This window comes from Streptomyces sp. NPDC006602 (assembly GCF_042870385.1).
Taxonomy (GTDB): domain Bacteria; phylum Actinomycetota; class Actinomycetes; order Streptomycetales; family Streptomycetaceae; genus Streptomyces.
Window position 1 is genome coordinate 712,605 of record NZ_JBIAHG010000003.1, and the last position, 21,365, is coordinate 733,969.

Genomic DNA, 21,365 nt, shown 5'->3' on the forward strand with positions numbered 1-21,365 from the left:
CCTCAGCTCAGCAGATCCGGCTCGCTGCGGCTGATGTCCTGCCACATCGGCTGGTAGTTGATCCACGCCACCAGGTCGCCGCCCAGCTGCTCCCGGGTGGCCACGGCCGCCTTGTGGTCGATCAGGACGGGCCGTCCGGCCGCCTTGGCGGTGAGCTGGACCTGGCAGGACCGTTCCAGGGACAGGAACCACCAGGCCGCCGCGTCCACCGAGTCGCCGACGGTCAGCAGCCCGTGGTTGCGCAGGACGAGTGCCTTGCGCGTGCCCAGGGCGGTGGCGATGCGGCGGCCCTCGTCGGCGTCGACGGCGACGCCGGTGTAGGCGTCGTACAGGGCGTGATCCTCGTAGAAGGCGCAGCTCTCCTGTGTGATCGGGTCCAGGAAGTCGCCCAGGGCCGACAGCGCGCGGCCGTGCACCGAGTGGCAGTGGGCGACCGCGACGACGTCGGGGCGGGCGGCGTGCACCTGGACGTGCACGGTGAAGGCCGCCTGGTTGACGTGGTAGCGGCCCTCGATGACCTGGCCGTCGGAGTTGGCGAGGACCAGGTCGCTCACAGTGACGTGCTTGAACGGCATCCCGAACGGATTGACCCAGAAACAGTCGCTGTACTCCGGGTCGCGGGCGGTGATGTGCCCCGAGACCCCGTCCTCGAAGCCGAGCCGCCCGAAGATCCGCAGCGCGCCCGCGAGCCTTTCCTTGCGGTGCCGGCGTTCGTCGTCGACCGATTCGTGCATCGGCGGCATGGCGAACCGGAGCCGGTCGGTGGGGAGCGGCTGGGGTGGAGTGGGCCCGGCTTCGGGCGTCCCGTGCATGTGTCGTCCTCCAGCACTGGGTTGGTGTACGGGGCGGAAGTTACCGTCGGTCAGCGCAGGAGAACAGCGCTGGTGGGTAAAGATGGCGCACCCGCCCGATACCCGACAGCAGATGTCGGGTATCGGCGGGAGACTGGCTGATATGAACTGGGCAGCTTTCTCCTCCGCGGAACCCGACATGGCCAAAACGGTCGAAGAACGCTTCGGTTCCTACACGCACCACGTCCTCGCGACCCTCCGCAAGGACGGCTCGCCGCGCACCACCGGCCTGGAGGTGCGGTTCCTGAACGGCGAGCTGTGGCTGGGCATGATGCCGGGCTCGCTCAAGGCGCTCGACCTGCGCCGCGACCCGCGGTTCGCGCTCCAGGCCAACCCCGGGGAGGGCACGGGCATGGGCGGCGGCGACGTCCGGATCAGTGGGCGGGCGATCAAGGTCGACGATCCGCAGACGAGGGCCGGATACGTCGAAGAGGTGGAACCGCCACAGCCGTTCCACCTCTTCCGCACCGAGCTGACGGAGGTCGTACGGACCTACGTCGAGGACGACACGTACCTGGTCGTCCAGGTCTGGAAGCCGGGAGCGCCGGTGCGCACGCTCAAGCGGACCTGACCGTCAGGAACGGACGACTCACTCCCACTCGATCGTGCCCGGCGGCTTGCTCGTCACGTCCAGGACGACCCGGTTGACGTCCGCGACCTCGTTCGTGATCCGCGTCGAGATCTTCGCGAGGACGTCGTACGGCAGTCGCGACCAGTCGGCCGTCATGGCGTCCTCGGAGGAGACGGGCCGCAGGACGATCGGGTGGCCGTAGGTACGGCCGTCGCCCTGAACGCCGACGCTGCGGACGTCCGCGAGCAGGACCACCGGGCACTGCCAGATGTCCCGGTCGAGACCGGCGGCGGTGAGCTCCTCGCGGGCGATGGCGTCGGCGTCACGGAGCAGGTCGAGCCGCTCCTTGGTGACCTCGCCGACGATACGGATGCCCAGGCCCGGTCCGGGGAACGGCTGGCGCTGGACGATCTCGTCCGGCAGGCCGAGTTCCTGGCCGACCATCCGGACCTCGTCCTTGAACAGCTTGCGCAGCGGCTCGATCAGCTTGAACTCGAGATCTTCGGGGAGGCCACCGACATTGTGGTGGGACTTGATGTTGGCCGTGCCCGTACCGCCACCGGACTCGACCACGTCGGGGTAGAGGGTGCCCTGGACCAGGAAGGCGACCTCGGGACCCTCGTCCGCGATGATCTCCGCCTGCGCCTGCTCGAAGACCCGGATGAACTCCCGGCCGATGATCTTCCGCTTCTCCTCGGGGTCGGAGACCCCGGCGAGCGCCTTGAGGAACCGCTCCTCGGCGTCGACGACCTTCAGCTGTACGCCGGTCGCGGCCACGAAGTCCTTCTCGACCTGCTCGGTCTCGCCCTTGCGCATCAGGCCGTGGTCGACGTACACGCAGGTCAGCTGGGAGCCGATGGCCTTCTGGACGAGGGCGGCGGCGACGGCGGAGTCCACGCCGCCCGACAGACCGCAGATCGCCCGCCTGTCCCCGACCTGCTCGCGGATGGCGGCGACCTGCTCCTCGATCACGTTGCCGGTGGTCCAGGACGGGGTGAGGCCGGCCCCGCGGTACAGGAAGTGCTCCAGCACCTGCTGCCCGTGCGTGGTGTGCATCACCTCGGGGTGGTACTGGACCCCGTACAGCTTCTTCTCGTCGTCCTCGAAGGCGGCGACCGGGACGACGTCCGTGGAGGCCGTGACGGAGAAGCCCTCGGGGGCGGCGGAGCAGGCGTCGCCGTGCGACATCCACACCGCCTGCTCGTCCGGGGTGCCCTCGAAGAGAGTGGAGGACGACCTGGAGACGTGCAGCTGCGTACGGCCGTACTCGCGGGCGCCGGTGTTGTCGACCGTGCCGCCGAGGGTCTGAGCCATCAGCTGGAAGCCGTAGCACATGCCGAAGACGGGGACGCCGGCCTCGAAGATCTCGCGGTCGAGGCGGGGGGCCTCGTCGGCGTACACCGAGGAGGGGCCGCCGGAGAGGATGATCGCCGCCGGGTTCTTGGCGAGCATCTGAGCGACCGGCATGGTGCTCGGCACGATCTCGCTGTAAACCCGGGCCTCGCGGACGCGACGGGCGATGAGCTGGGCGTACTGCGCGCCGAAGTCGACGACCAGGACGGTGTCGGGGGCGGGGGTCGCTGATGACACGGGGGCCTTCCGGCGGTGGGGCGGGGTCTCTGTGTAACCCGATTCTACCGAGGTGGGCGGGGGTGGGGTCCCGGGCGTCTGAGATGTACGGACCGAGGCCGAAAAGTTCCGTGGCATACTGGCCGCATGCTTACGCACCCGACCTTCCTCTTTACCTATGGCAACCGGCCCGCCGGATGCCATGGTCGTGCTGCTTGAGCTACTGACAAGCGACTTCCCAGGCGCCCCGGGCCGACAAGGTCCGGGGCGCCTGTCGTTTTCCGGGTCCTGTCGCTCCGGGGCATCCCGCACCCCTTGCCTTTCCCATTCCATGAGGAGCCCCGACATGACCGCCACCGACGTGACCGGCGCCCGTACCCCCGAGGCCGCCGATGTGATCTCCGGCGCGCGTGAGCGCATCGACGCGCTGGACGACCGGATCATCGGGTTGATCCAGGAACGGATGGCCGTGTCCGCCGTCATCCAGGAGGCGCGGATCTCCTCCGGCGGCCGACGCGTGAACCTCTCCCGTGAGATGGACGTCCTCGGCCACTACAGGGACGCGCTGGGCAAGCCCGGTACGTCGCTCGCGATGACGCTCCTCGAGCTGTGCCGGGGTCGCATCTGAGTTCGTGCCCGCTCTCACCCGTACGGCGCGTGACCGCGACGCGGAGCGCTTCGTTGGTGGTGGTGTCCGTGCCAGCCAGGGGCGGGCCCGAAAGAACCACGCGTGGCTCGCTGGAGCGATGAGACGTGCGGATCGTGCTGTACGTCGTGGGACCTCGCTCCAGACAAGTGACCGGACGGCAGGGGACAGCAGCCCGGTCACCCAAGAGAACGGTCGGCTCCGGGGACGCCCGGGGCCGACCGACGGGACGTCCAAGTCAAAGTGTCCGAGTCAAATTGTCCAAGTCTGAGTCAAACGGTTGCGGTGGCGGCATCCATCGAGCACGATGCCTGAAAAAGCCCTCAAGTCCCGCCATGGACAACTGCATTGACGTGTACTGCCGTACTGCCAAAGGTCGAGACCAATCGTGCGCCCCGAATGCGCCGGGGCGCCGACCCAGGCACACAGGCAAGCGGCGCAACCCCCCGGCGCCGCTCCCCAGGCACCGACGCTGCCCTGACGTCGGTGCTGACGAAAGAAGGGCCCCGCGGCTTCGGCCTGCGGGGCCCTTCGCATGCCTGCCGACGAGTGACCGCCGCCGGCGCCCGGCGTCAGGTTCGCGACGCTGTCCCGCACGTCCCGTCGTCCGCGATGTCACGGCTGCGGTCGTACGGATCGACTGTCGGGCCGCTCGCCGGTCCGCCCGTGGGAGCGGTCGACGGGAACTCCGGACGCAGATAGCCGTCGTTGATCTCGCAGGCCGAGTTGCCGACGTCCCGGTCGAGGTTCAGGACGTTCAGGCGGTCGGGGGTGGACACATAGCGGGCGGGGTCGAGGAGTTCGACGTCGAGGACGCGGCGCACGATGGTGCGGGTGACCTCGGTCGAACCGTCGGTGCGGACGACCGGGTAGACGAAGGTGTAGTCGGCGTGCACGGCCACCCCCTCCTGGTCGCCCTTCTCGAACGTCATCCGGCCGCGCGTCTTGATGACGTCACCGACGAGTCGTACGTCCGCGGGGTCGAAGCGGCTGAACAGGTCCAGCGGGTCGTGGTCCTGGTCGGGCGCGCGCAGCGACCGGTTCATGTCGTCGAGGAACTCGGGCTGCTTCGGGTCGAGTACCGCGAGGGCGGCCTCGGGGCGTCCGCCGCCTACGGTCTTCGGGTCCAGGTTGGCTCCGACCAGCAGCTTCTTGGTCAGCCGGAGGGCGCGTTCGACCCGGTCCTTCGACAGGCCGCCGACGGCCTTCGCCTCCGGCAGGACGATGCCGGCCGCCCCGTCGGCCCACTGCAGCGCCGGGGAACCGGCGAACGGCTCGTCCAGGGTGGGGGTTTCCGGGTCCGCGGCGGCGGGGGGCGCGGTCGGGGCCTCGGTTTCCTCGCCCAGGGGTGAGGCCACGGCGGCGTCCGGTGTCCCCGTCCCGAAGGGGTCGCCGGGCAGCAGCGACGGTTTCATCGCCACGACGGCCACGGCGATGGCGACGGGTAGGCCGATGATCGCCCACCACCGTCGGCGCCGGGCGGCGCGTCCGTTCCTCTCCTGCCAGGCCGGACCCGTGCGCCAGCCCTCGGGCAGCTCACCCCGCGCCTCCTGCTGCCGCAACCGCTCGGTCACCATGCGGGCACGGGCGGACGGCTCCTTCGGGGCCGCGGCGCGTATCTCGAGTTCGCTGTCCTGGACGAACTTCTCCCACACCTCGTCGGGGACGGAGGAGGACTCACCGGCGGGGTCACGGGAGGAGCCACGGGAGGAGCCACGGGAGGAGTCGCCCCCCTCACCCGAACCGGATCTCGGCTCTTCGGACGATCTGTCGGCCACGACGCCGTACGCCTTTCTGCGAGTGGAATTCCGGGAAGCTGAGAGTACGTCAGCTCTCATGGGGTCCGAATAGTGACCCAGGTCACATAAAAATCCTGTGAGGGCGAGGGCAACCATTCACAGGCTTCGCGGATCAAACCATGCGACTCAAAGGCCACACCCGCGCCCCACACGCGGAGGCCTCCCAAGCGTGTCGCCACTCGTGGCGCACCGGATTTTCGAGGTCTTCATGAAGCTTCGCCGTGCCATGGCCGCAGCGGCCGCGACGGCTGCTCTCGCTCCGCTGGCGCTGCTGTCGGCGCCGACCGCGTTCGCGACGGAGGGGACCCCCACCCCGTCGGCCAGCGCGACGGTGTCCGAGTCCGCGAGCACGTCGGCGTCGCCGGACCCGACCGGCAGTGCTCCCCAGCCGAGCGCCTCCACGTCCGCCTCGTCGTCCGCGAGCGCGTCCGCTCCGGCCCCGAGCACCTCCACGTCCGCCTCGTCGTCCGCGAGCGCGTCCGCTCCGGCCCCGAGCACCTCCACCCCGGAGGAGTCGGACTCCCCTGAGCCCGAGCCCTCCGACTGCGCGGACTCCAAGGTCGACGTGTCCATCTCGGGCCTGCCCGGCAAGATCGCGGCGGGCAGCGGCTGGCACAAGTTCTCGCTTGACGTGCTCAACACCTCCGACTCCACCCTCAGCGACCTCGGCTTCTTCGCCGGCGCGTCCTCGGACAAGGCGGGCGAGGACCTCTTCGCGAGCAAGAAGGTCCAGCTCCAGGCCTACGACCCGGAGAACAAGGTCTGGGACGACGTCGACTCCGAGGGTTATGCGGTCGGCTTCGTCGGTTACACCGACGAGCTCAAGCCCGACTACGAGGTCAACATCCCGCTCCGTATCAACGTGAAGTCCAGCGCCCCGGTCGGCTCCGGCTTCTCCCTCGGCGCCAGCATCTACGGCGACGCCGACGGCAATTGCCTGGGCGTCGGCCAGGTCGCCTACAAGTTCCAGATCGTTGCCGCCGGCACGGACACCGATGGCACCAAGCCCCAGGAAGGCGGCAAGGCTCCGGTCTCGGACAAGCCGGCCGACAAGGGCACCACGCCGGAGGTCAGCGGCAGTCTCGCCGAGACCGGTTCCAGCTCCGCGCTGCCGATGATCGGCCTCGTGGGCGGTTTCGCGGTCGTCGCCGGTGCGGGCGCGGTGTTCGTGGTGCGGCGCCGGAAGACCGGTGCTCAGGCATAAGGCCCGACAGGGCTGAGTAAGGCCCGGTAAAGCTTGCAAGAACAGAGAAGGACCTGCGCTCGGAGGGGGGCGCAGGTCCTTCTCTTTGCCATAGGCGGTTACTTCTTCGGCGGCACCGCCGGAATCCCCAGCAACGGCAGCTTCAGCGCGCCGAACGCGTCCGCCGGGACCGCGGGGGACTTGGGCTCGATCGGGTTCAGCCGTTCGTACGGTGAACCCTGCGCGGGCCGGAGGTCCGCCTCGCCCTTGTTGGGCCAGTGCGACATGGCGCGCTCGGCCTGGGCGGTGATCGTGAGGGAGGGGTTCACGCCCAGGTTGGCGGAGACCGCGGCGCCGTCGACGACCGAGATGCCCGGGTGGCCGTAGAGGCGGTGGTAGGGATCGATGACGCCGGTGTCGCGGGAGGAGCCGATCGGGCAGCCGCCGAGGAAGTGGGCGGTGAGGGGGGTGCCCATCAGTTCTCCCACGTTGGAACCGGCGAAGCCGTTGATCTCCGCGGCGATCGCCGACGCGCCCTCCGAAGCCGCCTTGATCTGCTTGGGGTTCGGGGACCCGTGACCCTGGCGGGCGGTCAGCAGGCCCTTTCCCACGCCGTCCGGCTTGAGATACGTCGTCAGGGAGTTGTCCAGCGACTGCATCACCAGGCCGATGATGGTCTTCTCCGACCAGCGGCGGTTGGAGAGGGAGCGCAGGACCAGACCCGGATGGCGGGCCGCGTTGCCCAGCCAGGCCAGGACGCGGGAGGAACCCTCGGCGTACGGGACCTGGAGGATCGACAGGCTGCCCATCGAGTTGGAGCCCTTGCCGTAGCGGACCGGCTCGATGTGGGTGTTCTCGTCCGGGTGGATGGACGACGTGATGGCCACCCCGCGCGTGAAGTCGGCCTTCCGCGCGCCCGTCACCTTGCGGTAGCGGCGGTCGCTGGTCTGCGCGCCGACCAGCGCCTCGGAGTTGGTGCGGGTCAGCTCGCCCAGCTTCTGGGACAGGTACGGCAGTTGGCCGCCCGCCTTCATCCGGTGCAGGAGGGTCTGGGTGCCGTAGGTGCCGGCCGCGAGGACCACCCGGCGGGCCTTGAAGGTCCGGCCCTCGCTGTTCTTCCGGTCGGTCGGCAGCGTGGCCACCGCGTAGCCGCCCTGCGAGTCGTCCGTGATCGAGACGACCGTCGTCAGCGGGTGCACGACCGCTCCCGCCTTCTCGGCGAGGTACAGGTAGTTCTCGTTGAGGGTGTTCTTCGCGCCGTGCCGGCAGCCGGTCATGCACTCGCCGCACTCGTTGCAGGCCTTGCGGGCCGGGCCGGCGCCGCCGAAGTACGGGTCGTTCACCTCCTCGCCGGGCTTGGCCTTCGTGGCGCCGTCCGCGTCCTCGCCGTCCCCGAAGAACACGCCGACCGGCGCCATGTGGAAGCTGTCGCCCACGCCCATCCGCTCGGCGGCCGCCTTGAGGTGCACGTCGGAGGGGGTCATCGTCGGGTTGAGGCGTACGCCGAGCATGCGCCGTGCCTGGTCGTAGTACGGCGCCAGCTCCTCCTGCCAGTCCGTGATGTCACGCCACTGCGGGTCGTCGAAGAACGGCTTCGGCGGTACGTAGAGGGTGTTGGCGTAGTTGAGGGAGCCGCCGCCGACGCCTGCGCCGGCCAGGACCATGACGTTGCCCAGCAGGTGGATGCGCTGGATGCCGTACATGCCGAGTCTCGGGGCCCAGAGGTAGTTCTTCAGGTCCCAGGAGCTCCTGGGGAGGGACTCGCGGGTGAAGCGGCGGCCGGCCTCCAGGACGCCTACGCCGTAGCCCTTCTCCGTGAGGCGGAGGGCGGTTACCGAACCGCCGAAGCCGGAGCCGACGACGATGACGTCGTAGTCGTAGGTGTCCTGGGGCACGTGTGCTCCTCGTTGAGTGTCCGTGCGGGTGGTCTGTGGTCGCTCGCGCAGTTCCCCACGCCCCCAAGTTGCTTACCGGAACCGGAACGCCTTCATCAGGCGGAGGCTCCTGCTCATGAACTGCGCGTACTTCTCGTCGTCCATCCCCAGCGAGGGGGCCAGCGGCAGCAGCCGCTGCTGGGCCACCGTCTGGGCCTCGGTGTACTTGAGGATGCCCTCGGAGCCGTGGCGGCGGCCGAGGCCGGAGTCCTTCATGCCGCCCATCGGGGACTGGACGCTCCCGTAGGCGGCGGCGTAGCCCTCGTTGACGTTCACCGTGCCGGTGCGCAGGCGGGCGGCGATGGCGCGGCCGCGGCGGCCGTCCTTCGTCCAGACGGCGGAATTCAGGCCGTACGGCGTGGAGTTGGCGTGCTCGACCGCCTCGTCCTCCGTCTTGAAGCGGTAGATGGAGACGACCGGGCCGAAGGTCTCCTCCGCGCAGACGGCCATCGGGGCCTCGACAGCGTCGAGGATGGTGGGCTCGAAGAAGTACGGGCCGATGTCCGGGCGGGCCACCCCGCCGGCGACGACCTTCGCGCCCTTGGCGACGGCCTCCTCGACGTGCCGCGTGACGGTCTCCAGCTGGCGTTCGCCGACCAGGGAGCCCATGTCGGCGCCGTAGGCGAGGGATGTACCGAGCCGCATCGCCTTCGTGCGGGCGGCGAAGCGCTCCAGGAAGGCGTCGGCGATCGACTCGTGAACGTACAACCGCTCGATGGAGATGCATATTTGGCCGGCGGAGGAGAAGCAGGCGCGGACCGCGCCCGCGGCCGCCTTGTCGATGTCGGCGTCCTCCAGGACCAGCATGGCGTTCTTGCCGCCGAGTTCGAGGGAGACGCCGACGAGGCGGGCGGCGGCGGCCTGGGCGACCTCGCGGCCGGTGCGGGTGGAGCCGGTGAAGGAGACGTAGTCGGCGTGCTTGACGACCTCGGGGCCGACGACCGGGCCGTCACCGACGACGACCTGGAAGACGTCGGCGGGCAGACCGGCCTCGATGAGCAGGTCCCGGGCCCAGAGCGCGGTGAGGCAGGTCTCCGTGTCCGGCTTCATGACGACCGCGTTGCCCGCGACGAAGGCGGGCAGCGCGTCGCCGACCGACAGCTCCAAGGGATAGTTCCAGGGGACGATCTGGCCGACGACGCCGCGCGGGTGGCGCAGTTCGGTGACCTTGGTGAGCGTCGGAACGGCGCCGGTGTGCCGCTTCGGCTTCAGATAAGCGGTGGCCCTGCGGCCGTAGTGCCGGGCCGCCACGGCTACGGCCTGCACTTCCTCGTGGGCGTGCAGACGGGCCTTGCCGGTCTCCAGCTGGATCAGGTCGAGGACCTCGGCCTGGCGTTCGAGGACCAGGTCGTGGAAGCGGAGCAGTACGGCGGCACGCTGCCGTACCGGCGTCTGCGCCCACACCGCTTGCGCCTTACGCGCCGCCTCGAAGGCCTTCTGTACGTCCTCGGGCGTGGACTCGGGCAGGTCCGCCAGCTTCTCGCCGGTGAACGGGGTGTGGTTCGCGGTCCGGCCGGAGCCGGCCACGCCCTTGGTGAGCTGGGCGACCAGCTCCGGGGTGACCACGTCCGCTGCGGTGCGGGCGCCCTCGGGGGCGGGGGCGATGGGGTTCGTACCGGTCTTGGCCGGGGCCTGCGCGTCCGTCATGAGCCGCAGGGTATGACGCCGGGAAGGCTTTGTGTACCCGCCGGTAATCGGGATTCACCGAGTGCGCACACGGCGCCAGTGGTCGCTGGCAGGAAATGCGCTGATCAGGGCGTTGGCCGGTGGCGGCCGCCGGGAGTTCAGTTGTTTCCGTCGCTTGCGTCGTTTCCGATTTCGAGGCGGCCACGGGCCGACTTGAACACGGCCGTGCCCTTCTTCTCGTCCGGCGTTCCCTTGGGCATGTCCACACGCAGCTCGTACATGCGGCCGTCGGGGGTGCGGATCATCAGCTGCATGATCCGGGCGGGGTGCCCGTCCAAGTCGTACGTGGTGTCCGCGAGAGCCGCCTCGTAGCCGTGGAAGCTGGTGCGGGTCTTCTGCGTGCTCGCGTCCCCGTCGCGGCTGCCCCAGGTGTCCTGTGCCGCTTGCGCCTGTGCCATCGGGGAGCCGGGGGCCTTGTCCCACTGGGTGAGGCGGAGCTGGATGGTGTCGTCGAGGTCGTAGACGACGAGGCGGGGCGGGTCGTCCGCGCTGCCTTCGCGGGCGGTCTCCTTGTAGGCGGCGGGGAGGGCGAGGGTGGCGTTCATGGCCGACTCGCGGTGGGTTGTCCAGGAGGCGGTGGGGGTGGGGGTGGGGGCGCGTGTTGGTGTGGCGGTGGAGGTTGGGCTTGGGCCGTGGTTGGGGGTCAGTTCCGTGGCGGAGCCGCTCTCGGTCTCCGTGAGGTAGGTGGACGTGCCCAGCCATATGCCGCCAACGAGGAGGGCGGCGAGCAGGGCGGCGGAAGCGGGTCGGCGGAGGAAGCGGCGCTCGGGCTTCGAGGCCGGCGTCGGGACAGCGGTGGTTTCCTGTGCCGGTGCGGGAGTTGCGAGAGTGGATGCCGGAGTTGCGAGAGAGGATGCGGGTGTTGCGGGTGCGGGTGGCTCGGGCGTCGGACCGGGCGTCGGACCGGGCGGCCGTACGGCCATCCCCAGCCCCACCGTCCCGACGTCCTCCGCCAACTCCCTGAGCCCCGACGCGTCCTGCTTCTCCGCCTCGGCCTCCTCCCCGGAGGAGCCCGGCACCGGCCATCCCTCCGCCACCGCCTCCAGTACCGCGGCGACCTCCGCCGCCCCCGGACGCCGCTCGGGCTCCTTCTCCAGCAGCCGCACGATGAGTGGCCCGAGCGGACCGGCCTGCTTCGGCTCGGGGGCGTCGGCGGCGAGGATCGCGGCGAGGGTGGACTCCAGGGTCGTACGGCGGAAAGGGGACCAGCCCTCCACGGCGGCGTACAACAGCACACCGAGCGACCACAGGTCGGAGGCGGGGCCGGCGGGGCCCCGGCCTGACATCCGCTCGGGCGCGATGAACTCCAGCGAACCGACGAACTCGCCGCTGACGGTGAGTGACTCCTCGCCCTGTACGTGGGCGATGCCGAAGTCGGTGAGGACGACGCGGCGGTGTCGGCCCAGCAGGACGTTGGCCGGCTTGACGTCCCGGTGCACGATGCCGACGGAGTGCGCGGCGCGCAGGGCGCCGAGGACGGCGAGGCCGATGCGGGCGGACTCGGCGGGTTCGATGGCCCCGCGCTGAAGCACCTCGTGGAGGGACTCGCCACGGACCAACTCCATGACGATCCATGGGAGTCCGTCCTCTTCCTCCGCGACGACGTCATGGATGGTGACGGCGGAGGGATGGTCGACGCGGGCGGCGGCACGAGCCTCGCGGTAGAGCCGGTGGGCCGCCCTCTGATGGCTCTCGTCCTCAGGATCCCCGGGCAACCGCGGCTGCTTGACGGCGACCTCCCGTCCGACCAGCTCGTCGACGGCCCGCCACACGGTGCCCATGCCACCGGATCCGATCCGCTCGACCAGCCGGTAACGCCCCCCGACTATCCGCCCCTTGTCGCCTCCGGAGCCACGGTCGTTACTCATGCCCCATGAGTACCTTGCTGGGTGGCCGCTTGTCGACGCGGCTCAGTTTCCCGCAACCACACCGCATCCGGAGGTGCGGCTCCGGGTCGCGGCCTTCAGCCGCCCTCCGGCTGCGGCACGGCGCAGGCTCACAGGTCGTCGACATCCAGGTTGGCGATCGCCGTCTCGGCCACCTCGTGGCCGCGCTCCGTGAAGTCGCCCCTGCCCGGGTAGCCGATGGAGAGCTTGTACATGTCGCCGTCGGAGGTCTTGTAGTAGAAGATCCGCAGCTCGCGGGGGCGCGGGTTCTGGGTGTCCTCGGTGGTGTAGACGACCGTGTTCTGGGCGGCCTTCTTGCCCTGGTAGGTCGCGTTTTCGGGCGTCGTCTTCGACCCTGCGGGGATGTCGAGGTCGTAGCTGCCGCTCTGCTTGAACTCTCCGTCGTCGTCGTACATCTCGGCGGCCGCGGAGCCCGCGATGTCGCTGGTCGTGTCCTCGGCCTTCCTGTCCAGGGTCAGGCTGATCCAGATGGCGCCGCTCGCATCGGTGTACGTCACCCAGTGACCCTTGTCGGTCTTCCGGTCGGGCACGGACTCCTTGTAGTCGTCGGGCACCGCCAGCGTCGCGGCCACGTCCTTCACCGGCACCGTCTTCCAGTCGTCCGGCAGCGGCCCCGCGAACGGATCCGCGAGTACCAGGTACGCCGCCACCGCCGCCGCGACGACCGCGGCACCGAGGCCGAGCAGGGTCTTGAGACCGAGCCGGATGCCGCCCGCTGCCGCGGGAGCGCCGGTGAGCCGGACGACCTGGGTCGGGGCCGGAGCCGGCGGGTTCGCGGTGCGCTCCAGCAGCTCGCGGACCTGGGCGGCGTTCGGGCGGCGGGCCGGGTCCTTCTGGAGCAGGCCGTTGATGGCCTCGGCGAGCTGGCCCTGCGCCGAGGCGGGCGGCGCGGGTGTCGCGTTGAGGACGGACTGGAGGGTCGCCGGGGTGTTGCTGCGGCGGAACGGGGAGACACCCTCCGTCGCCGCGTACAGGACGACGCCGAGGGACCACAGGTCGCTGGCCGGTCCGGGGCGCTGCCCCAACACCCGCTCCGGGGCGATGTATTCGGGCGAGCCGACGAAGCCGCCGGTGTCGGTGAGATTGGTCTCGCCCTCGATCTGGGCAATGCCGAAGTCAGTGAGGACGACCCGGTCGTGCCGACCGAGCAGGACGTTGTCCGGCTTGACGTCACGGTGCAGGATGCCGGCGGCGTGCGCGGCCTCCAGCGCGCCCAGCACCTCGAGGCCGATTCTCGCCGCTTCCCGGGCCCCGAGGGTGCCCTCCTGCAACGCGTCACCCAGAGAACGGCCCTGCACCAGCTCCATCACGATCCACGGCTGATCGTTCACGATCGCCACGTCGTGCACGTTCACCACGGCAGGGTGGTCGAGCCGGGCCGCCGCGCGGGCCTCCCTGCGCATCCGCTCGAAGGCGTTGGCACGTTCACGGTCGGGAAGGTGGTCCGGTATCCGGGGCTCCTTGACGGCCACCTCGCGGTCCACCGTCTCGTCCTTGGCCCGCCATACCGTGCCCATGCCACCGTTCCCGAGCTTGGCGAGCAGTCGGTAGCGACCGGCGATCAACCGACCGACGCCCGGATCCGGGGCAGGCGGGGCCTGCTGGGGCACGACCTGAGTGGGTGCCGCGTAGGGGTTGTCGGGGTGCGGTACCGCCGCGTGCGGGTTCGGCGGTTGCAGACCGAAACTCGTTGGCTCGCCAGATCCGTGCGGGGCTCCCCCGTTGCTGCTCATGGGTCCATCCATATCGCGCCAAGTGCTTCCGCTTCCAGTTCTGACGCTTTCCGGTCACAGACCCGTGACTCAGGTTGCTCCTTATCTCCCTTTTATCCGTGGTTGCCGGAGGTGGAGACGGAGGTGCCGGAGGTGGAGACGGAGGTGCCGGAGGTGGAGACGGGGGTGGACACGGAGGTGGAGGCGATGGGGCTGGGCGAGGGGGACGTACTCAAGGACGCCGACGCCCCCGGCGTACGCGGCGTGTCCCGCGTACCGGAAGCGGCGGTCTCCGGCGCCGAACTCGTCGGCACCACACCCCCCTTCCCGTCCCGGTCCATGAGCAGCGCCGCCGCCGACACGCCCGCCCCCGCCATCGCGGTGACCAGCATCGCGCTGACCAGCACGCTCCGCATCGAGTACCCCCGGCGCTCCCCCGCGCCGAACCCTCCCGGCGTACGGCCCGTGTCCAGGAAGTCCCGCAGCATCCGCTCCGCCTCCCTCGCGTCGAGCCGCCGCCGGGGATCGCGCTCCAGCAGGCCCCGTACGACGGGCAGGATCGGCGCCGCCTGCGCGGGCGGCCGTATCTCCGCGGAGACGACGGCGTGCAGGATGCCGCCCAACGAGTCGCGGCGGAACGGCGATTCGCCGCTCAGGGCGGTGCACAGCAGCGCCCCCAGCGACCACAGGTCGGACGCGGGCCCGGTCCCCGCGCCGGAGATCCGCTCGGGCGCGGTGTACTCGGGCGAGCCCACGAAGGCCCCGGCCTCGGTCAGCGTGCTGGCACCGGCGACCTGGGCGACACCGAAGTCGGTGAGGACGACGCGGCCGGGGCCTTCCTCCAGCAGGACGTTCGCCGGCTTGATGTCACGGTGCAGAACCCCGGCCGCGTGCGCCGCGCGCAGCGCGTCCAGCAGCGCGATGCCGATCCGGGCGGCCTCGGCGACATCGACCGGGCCGCGCTCCGCGATCCGGTCGGCGAGCGAGCCGCCGTCGATCAACTCCATGACGATGTAGGGACGTTCGCCGTCCTCGACCACGTCGTGGACGACGATGATGTGCGGGTTGCCCAACTGTGCGACCGCGCGCGCCTCGCGCAGGGTGCGTTCGCGCTGCCGACGGGCCTCGTCCGCGCAGAGCGTGTCGTCCAGGGAGAGTTCCTTGACCGCCACCTGCCGGCCGAGCAACCGGTCGGTCGCCCGCCAGACGACCCCCATGCCACCCCGCCCGAGCCGCTCCTCGAGCCGGTAACGGCCCGCGATCACACGGACGTTGTCCCCCTCGGTCCCCATGCGCCTCATGATGCCGCACCGGACGGACCCCTTCCGGGTCGGCGACCGGCCAAGTATGCCGCCGCCCCAAGACAGCCGATGGCACAGGGAACTCAGGCCTTGGCGCGGACCATGCTGGATCGGATCGACGAGGCCACCGCGATGGAACGGCACCTCAGATCATTTTCAGCCATGACCGATTTCTAAACGATGCAAAGCATGGCAAATGGCTGGGTCATATGCCCCATGCCAGGCAAAACGGGTGGCTGGAATCATGCCATAACGGGAATCATGGAAGCATTATCGTTTCTTTATGGGAAACACATGGAAGCGCCTTTCCGTCACGAGTGTCGCGGCGGTGGCAATATTCGCTGCGACCACAGTGACCAACGCCAGCGCGGCGAGTGGCGGCGCCTCGTGCTCCACGACCGGCGCCACGGGAAGTCTCACGTTCACCAACTGGTCAGACAATTATGTGGACATAAGCGGCTGGGTCAAGGACACCGCTGCCGATGGTCACCATGTGGCCATTCAACTCATCTCCATGGACGGTAGCGGTACCGTTATGCCATGGACCTGGCGCCACGAATACGACGGAAACGGATCGACTCTCTCCTTCACCACTCACGCGTCGACCACAGGAAATTGGCTCCGCTATGTCGGTGTGCACGTGGCGGTCTGGGAAGGGGATAAGATAGTCAGCGGGCGCACTTGCTCGGATTGGGCCTGAGCCCCCGCACAACATCTGAGCCACCTTTACCGCCTGTTCGGCGGAGCTCTACGGAGTTTCGTCGAAGGCATATCATAGAACCGAGCGAATTCAAGCGGTGGAGAGCACCCGTGCTGCGCCGACGGCCTCGGGTGCCGAGGCTGGAGGCGGACCGGCGACTCCACGACGCGGTGGCCGCAGGGCTTGCAGGGTCGCCGCGGCAGTTCGCGGGCCGGCACCGCCGAGGCGGCCGACCGTGCGGTGCCCGGCCACCGGGAGGGCGACCCGATCGTCAGCATGCCGCTGCAGCCGAACTACGACCGGACCGCCGAGCGCACCGCGATGGTCCTGTCCTGCGAACTCACCCGGCAATATCGGCTCAAGGGAACAGACCTTTCAAAACCCTCGGTTATCGCACACCGACAGAAGAGCTGGACGAAATGCTAAGCGCCGCTTGATACTCTCACCGCTTGACTTCGCCCTCTCGCCAGCCCTGCAGCACAGTCTGAAACTGCTTGCGCGTGGTGGCCCAGTCTTCCACAGGAGAGGCCATGTAGATCGCGTACTCGACTCCGCTCCGGGCGATGTACATCAGGTCGACGGCTCGGTACGCCCCAGGGGGGCGTGAACCCTTCACCTGCGCCGTCCACTTGTACTCCAGTCGGGAGCCTTGACGGTCGCGGTAAATCTGGCGCTGCATACTCAAGCGCTCGTAGTCCACCAGCTGCCGTACCAACTGCTGTTCCAATTCGACTTGGTGCACGTGCGGGTCGTCGTAGTCCGGCGAGGTATCGACGGCGATACGCACTAGGTGCTCACCCCTGTCGGGCGAATAGTCGATTTGCTGCAAGCCGTCTTTCCTCTTGATGGAAACCGACCGCTCCCAGCCCTCGGGGAGGTAGAGGCTAAAGCCCGCGGGATCGTCGTACTGCTTCCAGCCCGCGGGAACCGCCCCCTGCGGCTCCTCCGTCGGCGAGGGGCTGACGCTGGGGCTGGGGTCGGAACTCTCCGTGGCGGAGGTGCCGTTGCCGGAGTTCCACTCGCCCGACGCGACCGCGGCTCCCGCGCCGATGATCGCGGCGACGACGAGGGCGACGGCGCGCAGACGGCGCCGCTTCTTCGGGGGCGCCGCGGGCGGGCCCACCTGGGTGACGGCGGCCGGGTGCGGCCTGGTGACACCGGTCTGCGGCTGCTCGTAACGCCCCTGCTGCCCGTACGACCCGTGCCGCGTCGGCACGAACGCCTGCGCCCCGTTCGGCCGCCGCCCCTCAGCCGCCTCGGCGAGCAACTGCTCGGCCTCGGCCAAGTCGGGCCGCAGGGCAGGTTCCTTGCGCAGCAGGGCGGCGATGACCGGCCCGAGCGGGCCGGCGTTCCGCGGCTCGGTGGGCTCCTCGTCGACGACCGCCTGCATGGTGGTCAGGGGCGTGGTGCGGCGGAATGGCGACCTGCCCTCGACCGCCGTGTACAGCGTGGCGCCGAGCGCCCACAGGTCGGACGACGCTCCCGGGTCGTGGCCGCGGATCCGCTCGGGGGCGAGGTAGTCGACCGAGCCGACGATCTCTCCCGTACGGGTGATGGCGGTGTCGCCCTCCACCTGTGCGATGCCGAAGTCGGTGAGCAGGACGCGGCCGTCGCGGCCCAGGAGGACGTTGCCGGGCTTCACATCGCGGTGCAGGACCCCGGCGGAGTGCGCGGCGCGCAGCGCCCGCAGCACCCACAGTCCGATACGGGCGGCCTCCCGCGGCTCGACCCGCCCCTGCTCCATGACGGCGTCGGCCAGCGAGTGGCCCTCGACCAGCTCCATCACGATCCACGGCCGGCCGTCGTGGTCGAGCACGTCGTGCACGGTGACGACGGCGGAGTGGTTGATCCGAGCGGCCGCGCGCGCCTCCGCCCGGGTGCGGGCGAGGAGGACGGTCCGGTCGCTCTCGGACACGTAGAGCGCGGCGGTCAACTCCTTGATCGCGACGGCCCGGTGCAACACCTCGTCGTGGGCACGCCAAACCCGGCCCATGCCGCCCTTGCCTATCGGGTCGGCGAGCCGGTAGCGCCCCGCGAGGAGCTGGCCCTGCATCTGATTCACGTTGCCCCGCAATGCTCTTGACAGGGTCAGACTAAGGACCGGTCGGCGCCGAAAGGAACCAAGGGGGCGTCACGGTGACCGCACTGTGACGGTTGTCGCTTCGGGAGGCGAAAATGAACCAACGGGCAAACTGAGGCGTCCCGTCGGCTTCATGTGCTGGGCCGGACCGTGCACGGAACCGGTCAGCCGGTGACCTGATACGTCTCCGCCGCCTCCTCGTAGAGCCGGGTCACCTCGTCCCGCTCCGCCTCCGGGCCGCGCACCTGCACCACGTGGTACTTCCCGTCGGCCAGCAGCGCGAGGTTGCGCACGAACAGCTCGCGCCCGTCGTCGCCGGTCCAGGTGAACTGCCCCTCGGCCATGGTCCGTCCGCCGACCTGAATCGTCTTCAGCCCGGTCGCGGTGGCCCAGCTGGAGTCGCGGTAGGGCTGCAGCTCGGGCTCCTTCTCCCGCTGGTACACCATGGGATCGCTGCCGTCCTCGGCCGCGCTGTCCCGCCCCGGTACGAGGATCAGCTCGAAGTTCCCGCGGGTGTACACGACCTGCCCGCGCCCGTTCTCCCCGGTGCGCTCCCAGCCGTTGGCGACGGCGACCTGGAAGCCCGCCGTGTCCTTGCGCAGGGTGAAGCCGTCGGCGACCTCGGGCCCGGCGGTCTGCGTCTGGGTGGAACCGGCGGACGCCGATGTACTGCCCTGGGCCGGCTCGGGCGAGGTCTGGTCGGGCCGCGGCTCGCTGCTCGCCTCCGGGGACTGCTCCGGCGCGTTGCTCACTTCACCGGCGGCCCCGGTCCGGTCCCCGGCGCCCTGGTCGCTCGGATCTGCCTTCGGCATGAAGAACATGGCGTACGCGATCGCCCCGGCCAGCACCAGCAGTATCAGCAGAAGCAGGGTCCGCCCGAGGCTCCTCGGCGAACGGGCCTCCTCCCGCGCCCGCTTGTGCCGCCCGTGCGCACTCGTCGCGGGCAGCCCGGCCCGCCGCCTGCGCACCAGCTCGCCCCGACGGCGTACGACGGGCAGCCGGCTGGTGTCGGCGGGCGGCGCGGCGACCACGTGCGCGCCGGCCTCCGGCTCGGGCGCCGAACGCACCAACGAGCGCAGCCAGCCACGCAGTTCCTCGAAGTCCAGTCGTTCGGTCGGGTCCTGGCGCAGCAGTGACTCGACGACGGGCCGCAGCGGCCCGCACTCCTCGGCGAACGCGGGCGGCTCCGCACACACCAACTGCACGAGCTCGGCCGTCGACTCCTCCGGATACGGCGCATGTCCCTGTACGGCCCTGAACAGCAATGCCCCGAGCGCCCACAGGTCGGTCTGCGGCCCGATCGGCGCCGCCAACTGCCAGTTCTCGTGCACGGGTCCGGCCTGCTCCGGCGCCCACCGCTCCGTCACCGGCCCCACCACGGCCATCCGCGCCTGCCGAGCCCGCTCAGCGGCCAACGCCGTGGTCGGTCCCCGCCGCACGGGAGTCCCCGCGGCCAACTCGTCCCAACGGCTGGGCGACGGGGCTGAGCCACCGGAGGACAGCGCGGCAGCGGGAGAGCCCTGAGAAACGGGTGCCGGAACACCGTAGGCCGACGGGGCCGGCACACCGGCCGCGGTCGCGCCGGGCCCTGCGGCCGAAACGCCCCCCGCGGGCGACGCACCGCCACCGGGCGTCGCACTGACCCCACCGACCCCACCACGAGGCACGGCCCCATGCCAGGACGAGGCCCGCACCCCATAGGGGTCCGCGATCTGCCCCGGCGACACACCCCCGCCCGACTCCTGCACGCCGCTCGCACCGGGATACGCCCCCTGCGCCGACCCATTGGCGGCGGCGTGGGGCGGGCGCTGCGCACCGTTCGGGGCGGGATACGGCGGCTGCTGCGCACCATTCGCCGAAGGGTACGGCTGCTGCTGCCCCCCGTTCGCCGCCGGGTACGGCGCCTGCTGCTGCCCCCCGCTCGCGGCGCTGTACGGAAGCTGCCCTGCACCATTGGCGGCGGGGTACGGCGCCTGCTGCCCAGCATTCGCGGCAGGGTAAGGCGCTTGCTGTCCACCGTCCGCCGCGGGGTACGGCCACTCCGCCGACCCGTCGGCGTGTGCGGCGGCCGGGTCGCCCTCGGGCGCGGGGCGGGCGCCGGGCACGGCCGTCCGTCCGCTCTGCTGAGCCTCCTGCACCCGGGCAGCGGCCCGAGCCCCGGCGCGATACGCGGCGATCGCCCCGGCCCGCGCCGCCCTGATGTCCAAACCGCCGTCGACATCCCTGCGGGCGACCGCGGAGGAAGCCCCCGCGCTGCTCGCGCTCCCCGACTCCGCTCCGGGAGCCGGCAGCCCTTCGGCCTCCCGCGCCTCGATGGCGGCCCGCCGCGCAGCCTCGGGATCTACGCCACCAAGGCCACCACTACCAGCGGCACCAGCTGTGCCGGCGGCCCCATGGACACCCCCGCGCCCGACCGGTCCGATGGCCCCACCACCGCTGATTCCCCGACCGCGATCAGATCGGCCGGCCACACCTGCGCCGCCAACTCCACGGGCACCATCGGCACCACCGCCCCCACCAGCCCCGCCTACACGGCCGATTCCCCCAGCAGCCCCGGCATGCCCCGCGCGCCCAAATCCCCCCGCACCCCCCGGCCCACCCGCCGCCTCGCGTCCGCCGCGGGCACCAGGCCCCCCGGCCTCCGCCCCGCCGCCGACCCCCCCGTCACCGAAGTCCCCGTCCCCGGCGCCCCACTCCCCCGCCTCGGCCGGCACCGGGTCGTACCCGCACAGCGCTTCCTCCGCCGCTCCGACCGCGAGGCCGGTCAGCATCACGCGGCCGTCGTCGCAGACGAGCACGGTACGGGCGGTGATGTTCCGGTGCACCCAGCCGTGTGCGTGCAGCACCCGCAGTGCCATGAGGACGTCGGAGGCGACCTCGGCCGCCCGGTACGGCGTGAGCGGCTTCTCCGCGAGCAGCGCCGCCAGCGGCCGCGCGGGCACCAACTCGCTGACTATCCATAGGGAACCGCCGTCGGCGAACACGTCGAAGACCTGGTCGAGCCGAGGGTGGTCGGGGATCCGGGCCGCCGCCTGCGCGGCCTCGACGGCCCGCCGTACGGCCGGATCGGCCGGCCGCCGCGCCGCCGCACCCACCGCAGCGCGCCGCGCCCCCCGCTCCCGGGCCGCGTACGGATCCCGCGCCGTGAACCCGTCCGGCAATCCCTCCGCGTCGAGCACCTCCGCCTCGACGACCTCGGGCAACGGCACCTGCCTGACGAGGACTTCCTGCCCGCTGTAGGTGTCGAAGGCGCGGGACTCGGTGAGTTCGTACTCGTCGGCGGGCGGCAACGGCAGGCGGTAGCGGTCGGCGAGTACCCGTCCCGCATAGTCGTCCACGTTGCCTCCCCCGGCCGCCCGGTTGGTCAATTCCGTTCGCCTAGCGGCCCGTTCTGCATGCATAGCTGGATGCGTACGGTCCGCAAGC

16 protein-coding genes are annotated in these 21,365 nt (G+C 70.7%); 5 read left to right on the forward strand and 11 right to left on the reverse strand.

Annotated features, from left to right (window positions below):
- Positions 1-2 precede the first annotated feature (2 nt).
- On the reverse strand, positions 3-812 hold the full coding sequence (locus ACFYO2_RS12015; RefSeq protein WP_383866138.1) for a class II aldolase/adducin family protein: 810 nt from the start codon (positions 810-812) through the stop codon (positions 3-5).
- Positions 813-954: 142 nt separating this feature from the next.
- On the opposite strand from ACFYO2_RS12015, the gene ACFYO2_RS12020 reads away from it, so the two are divergent.
- On the forward strand, positions 955-1,422 hold the full coding sequence (locus tag ACFYO2_RS12020; RefSeq protein ID WP_388347429.1) for a pyridoxamine 5'-phosphate oxidase family protein: 468 nt from the start codon (positions 955-957) through the stop codon (positions 1,420-1,422).
- Between the two features lie 18 nt (positions 1,423-1,440).
- On the opposite strand, the gene guaA is transcribed toward ACFYO2_RS12020, so the two are convergent.
- The gene (gene guaA, locus ACFYO2_RS12025; RefSeq protein ID WP_388347431.1) at positions 1,441-3,012 is read right to left on the reverse strand and encodes a glutamine-hydrolyzing GMP synthase; all 1,572 of its coding nucleotides are present in this window, start codon (positions 3,010-3,012) and stop codon (positions 1,441-1,443) included.
- Positions 3,013-3,337: 325 nt separating this feature from the next.
- Between guaA and ACFYO2_RS12030 the strand changes: the two genes are divergently transcribed.
- Positions 3,338-3,619, forward strand: a complete 282-nt coding sequence (locus ACFYO2_RS12030) for a chorismate mutase (RefSeq protein ID WP_388347433.1) — start codon at positions 3,338-3,340, stop codon at positions 3,617-3,619.
- A 590-nt stretch (positions 3,620-4,209) separates the two neighbouring features.
- On the opposite strand, the gene ACFYO2_RS12035 is transcribed toward ACFYO2_RS12030, so the two are convergent.
- Together ACFYO2_RS12035 and ACFYO2_RS12040 are read right to left on the reverse strand one after the other, a co-directional pair.
- The gene (locus ACFYO2_RS12035) at positions 4,210-5,415 is read right to left on the reverse strand and encodes a hypothetical protein (protein WP_388347435.1); all 1,206 of its coding nucleotides are present in this window, start codon (positions 5,413-5,415) and stop codon (positions 4,210-4,212) included.
- A 147-nt stretch (positions 5,416-5,562) separates the two neighbouring features.
- Positions 5,563-6,009 (reverse strand): hypothetical protein, encoded by a 447-nt coding sequence (locus ACFYO2_RS12040; protein WP_388347437.1) that lies wholly within the window; start codon positions 6,007-6,009, stop codon positions 5,563-5,565.
- On the opposite strand from ACFYO2_RS12040, the gene ACFYO2_RS12045 reads away from it, so the two are divergent.
- Positions 6,002-6,640 carry an LAETG motif-containing sortase-dependent surface protein gene (locus tag ACFYO2_RS12045; RefSeq protein ID WP_388347439.1) on the forward strand — a complete coding sequence of 213 codons (639 nt, stop codon included), beginning with the start codon at positions 6,002-6,004 and terminating at the stop codon, positions 6,638-6,640. The two genes, ACFYO2_RS12040 and ACFYO2_RS12045, sit on opposite strands and share 8 nt — an antisense overlap.
- A 98-nt stretch (positions 6,641-6,738) precedes the next feature.
- Here the strand turns inward: ACFYO2_RS12045 and ACFYO2_RS12050 are convergent, their stop codons facing one another.
- The 5 genes from ACFYO2_RS12050 to ACFYO2_RS12070 form a co-directional block, all read right to left on the reverse strand.
- Positions 6,739-8,514, reverse strand: coding sequence for a GMC oxidoreductase (locus tag ACFYO2_RS12050; RefSeq protein ID WP_388347441.1), 1,776 nt, complete (start codon positions 8,512-8,514; stop codon positions 6,739-6,741).
- Between the two features lie 72 nt (positions 8,515-8,586).
- On the reverse strand, positions 8,587-10,200 hold the full coding sequence (locus tag ACFYO2_RS12055) for a succinic semialdehyde dehydrogenase (RefSeq protein ID WP_388347443.1): 1,614 nt from the start codon (positions 10,198-10,200) through the stop codon (positions 8,587-8,589).
- Between the two features lie 137 nt (positions 10,201-10,337).
- Positions 10,338-12,107 carry a serine/threonine-protein kinase gene (locus ACFYO2_RS12060; protein ID WP_388347445.1) on the reverse strand — a complete coding sequence of 590 codons (1,770 nt, stop codon included), beginning with the start codon at positions 12,105-12,107 and terminating at the stop codon, positions 10,338-10,340.
- Positions 12,108-12,235: 128 nt separating this feature from the next.
- A complete protein-coding gene (locus tag ACFYO2_RS12065) occupies positions 12,236-13,879 on the reverse strand; it encodes a serine/threonine-protein kinase (RefSeq protein ID WP_388347446.1) in 1,644 nt (547 codons plus the stop codon).
- A 92-nt stretch (positions 13,880-13,971) separates the two neighbouring features.
- A complete protein-coding gene (locus ACFYO2_RS12070; RefSeq protein ID WP_388347448.1) occupies positions 13,972-15,150 on the reverse strand; it encodes a serine/threonine-protein kinase in 1,179 nt (392 codons plus the stop codon).
- Between the two features lie 292 nt (positions 15,151-15,442).
- Here ACFYO2_RS12070 and ACFYO2_RS12075 point away from each other — a divergent pair, with 292 nt between their 5' ends.
- The gene (locus tag ACFYO2_RS12075) at positions 15,443-15,859 is read left to right on the forward strand and encodes a hypothetical protein (RefSeq protein ID WP_388347450.1); all 417 of its coding nucleotides are present in this window, start codon (positions 15,443-15,445) and stop codon (positions 15,857-15,859) included.
- A 183-nt stretch (positions 15,860-16,042) separates the two neighbouring features.
- A complete protein-coding gene (locus ACFYO2_RS12080; protein WP_388347451.1) occupies positions 16,043-16,285 on the forward strand; it encodes a hypothetical protein in 243 nt (80 codons plus the stop codon).
- Between the two features lie 16 nt (positions 16,286-16,301).
- Here ACFYO2_RS12080 and ACFYO2_RS12085 read toward each other — a convergent pair whose 3' ends face one another.
- Both ACFYO2_RS12085 and ACFYO2_RS12090 read right to left on the reverse strand, forming a co-directional pair.
- Entirely contained in the window at positions 16,302-17,912 is a 1,611-nt protein-coding gene (locus ACFYO2_RS12085; protein WP_388347453.1) for a serine/threonine-protein kinase, read from the reverse strand.
- Between the two features lie 191 nt (positions 17,913-18,103).
- Entirely contained in the window at positions 18,104-21,277 is a 3,174-nt protein-coding gene (locus ACFYO2_RS12090; protein ID WP_388347455.1) for a protein kinase, read from the reverse strand.
- Positions 21,278-21,365: the final 88 nt, after the last annotated feature.

Excerpts from the sequence above, each read along its gene's own strand:
- ACFYO2_RS12075 (WP_388347450.1), top strand. The coding sequence starts at position 15,443 with ATGGGAAACACATGGAAGCGCCTTTCCGTCACGAGTGTCGCGGCGGTG.
- ACFYO2_RS12040 (WP_388347437.1), bottom strand. The coding sequence starts at position 6,009 with ATGGACACGTCGACCTTGGAGTCCGCGCAGTCGGAGGGCTCGGGCTCA.
- ACFYO2_RS12055 (WP_388347443.1), bottom strand. The coding sequence starts at position 10,200 with ATGACGGACGCGCAGGCCCCGGCCAAGACCGGTACGAACCCCATCGCC.
- ACFYO2_RS12065 (WP_388347446.1), bottom strand. The coding sequence starts at position 13,879 with ATGAGCAGCAACGGGGGAGCCCCGCACGGATCTGGCGAGCCAACGAGT.
- ACFYO2_RS12070 (WP_388347448.1), bottom strand. The coding sequence starts at position 15,150 with ATGGGGACCGAGGGGGACAACGTCCGTGTGATCGCGGGCCGTTACCGG.
- ACFYO2_RS12085 (WP_388347453.1), bottom strand. The coding sequence starts at position 17,912 with ATGCAGGGCCAGCTCCTCGCGGGGCGCTACCGGCTCGCCGACCCGATA.
- ACFYO2_RS12030 (WP_388347433.1), top strand. The coding sequence starts at position 3,338 with ATGACCGCCACCGACGTGACCGGCGCCCGTACCCCCGAGGCCGCCGAT.
- ACFYO2_RS12060 (WP_388347445.1), bottom strand. The coding sequence starts at position 12,107 with ATGAGTAACGACCGTGGCTCCGGAGGCGACAAGGGGCGGATAGTCGGG.
- ACFYO2_RS12015 (WP_383866138.1), bottom strand. The coding sequence starts at position 812 with ATGCACGGGACGCCCGAAGCCGGGCCCACTCCACCCCAGCCGCTCCCC.
- ACFYO2_RS12020 (WP_388347429.1), top strand. The coding sequence starts at position 955 with ATGAACTGGGCAGCTTTCTCCTCCGCGGAACCCGACATGGCCAAAACG.